This window comes from Brevibacterium sp. UMB1308A (assembly GCF_030230605.1).
Classification (GTDB): Bacteria; Actinomycetota; Actinomycetes; order Actinomycetales; family Brevibacteriaceae; genus Brevibacterium.
Genome location: NZ_JASPDO010000057.1, coordinates 1 through 1417, shown reverse-complemented (window position 1 = coordinate 1417; position 1417 = coordinate 1). Strand labels below are relative to the sequence as shown.

The 1417-nt window shown below is 57.2% G+C and carries 1 protein-coding gene and 1 tRNA gene; one reads left to right on the top strand and one right to left on the bottom strand.

Going from position 1 to position 1417, the window contains the following annotated elements:
* Positions 1-147 precede the first annotated feature (147 nt).
* Entirely contained in the window at positions 148-972 is an 825-nt protein-coding gene (locus QP868_RS12160; RefSeq protein WP_473964652.1) for an FHA domain-containing protein, read from the bottom strand.
* A 331-nt stretch (positions 973-1303) separates the two neighbouring features.
* Here QP868_RS12160 and QP868_RS12015 point away from each other — a divergent pair.
* Positions 1304-1377 (top strand) — tRNA-Pro (locus QP868_RS12015).
* The last annotated feature ends 40 nt before the right edge of the window (positions 1378-1417 follow it).

Genomic DNA, 1417 nt, shown 5'->3' with positions numbered 1-1417 from the left:
CGGCGATTCCGATTGCGTTTGCTTCTTGGGCGCCGATCCAGATGGGCAGAAATTTGGGAACGTCTACTCCTTTGAGGAGAAGGACGCGCTGGTTGGCGGGCATTTCGACACGAATGCCCACGACTTCAACTTCGACGTTAGCCACTGTTACTGGCGGGGGCGTTGTTGGAAAATCATGCGGAATTTTCCGATTTGTACGTCAGCCCCGTTGCGAAGTTCAACTGAGTCGATCAGTTGACGGCCCACGTAGGTTCCGTTGAGTGATCCGGTGTCGCGCAGTGTAAACCCGGACGGGGTGCGCACGAACTCTGCGTGTTTGCGAGAAACGGTGACGTCATCGAGGAAGATGTCGGCATTGGGGCTGCGTCCAACCGTGACGACATCGGTGTCGAGCAGGATTTGTGCGCCGGCGTCGGGGCCGGAGACGACAACAAGAAGCGCGTCTGTGTCTTGGAGGCGGTTCAGGTCTGCTACGGGCATGACTTCGCCGGTGCGCGGGTCATAGATGCCTGGCACGTTGTCGTGCTGTTGAGCGGGAGCCTGTTGTGCAGGCTGGTGTTGATCTGTCTGTTCGTTGGTGCCGCTGGGTGCGGGTGCGAACGACTGATGTGGTGCTTGTTCTGAGGATCCTACTTGCGGGTCGATGCCACCACCGTACGGCCCTGGCGTGGTTCCGTGTTGTGGTGCGGAAGCCTGTTGAGGAGCAGAGCCCTGCTGCGGAGCGGAGGGCTGCTGCGGAGCGGGCGCTTCCTGGTTGGGCCCACCGAAGGGGTTGAATGGGTTGGGATTGGGCTGGGATTGCGCCTGCGGTGACGCGTTCTGCTGCTGTGAAGGCGCGTCGTGGTTCTGTGCAGCGCCATGTGGTGAGTCTTCGTGGGTGGAGCCACCTAGCGGGAATTTCTTAGCTTTTTGACCCGAGTCCTCCTGATACCACGAGTCGCCCTGACCAGTAGGCTGGTTGGGTTGAGACATCAGACCCCCTCGATCACGTGTTACAAAAACCACTTATTGTTCACTTGAGTTATCTGCTCAAGCATAGCCGTTCTCATCATATCGTGGCCGATAGTACTAACAGCTGAACACATGCAGGCTAGCACTTTTGCACACGTCCGTGTAATTTGCGTCACCGAATGACCATTTGTTGCGCTGATTCATCGCCTGCTGTACTACTTCTATCAGTTGAACGCCCTGCTGTGACCGGCTATCTGCCCTGTTGCGATCGGCTAACTGACTCCTTGCGAAGCAAATTGCTTTTACTCATAGCCCATGTGTACACTAGCCGAGTTCGTGCGCAATGCATGTACGGGCTATGGCGCAGCTTGGTAGCGCGCTTGACTGGGGGTCAAGAGGTCGTGGGTTCAAATCCCGCTAGCCCGACATTTGTGAAGTCTCGGGACATCGTTCACTCGATGTCCCG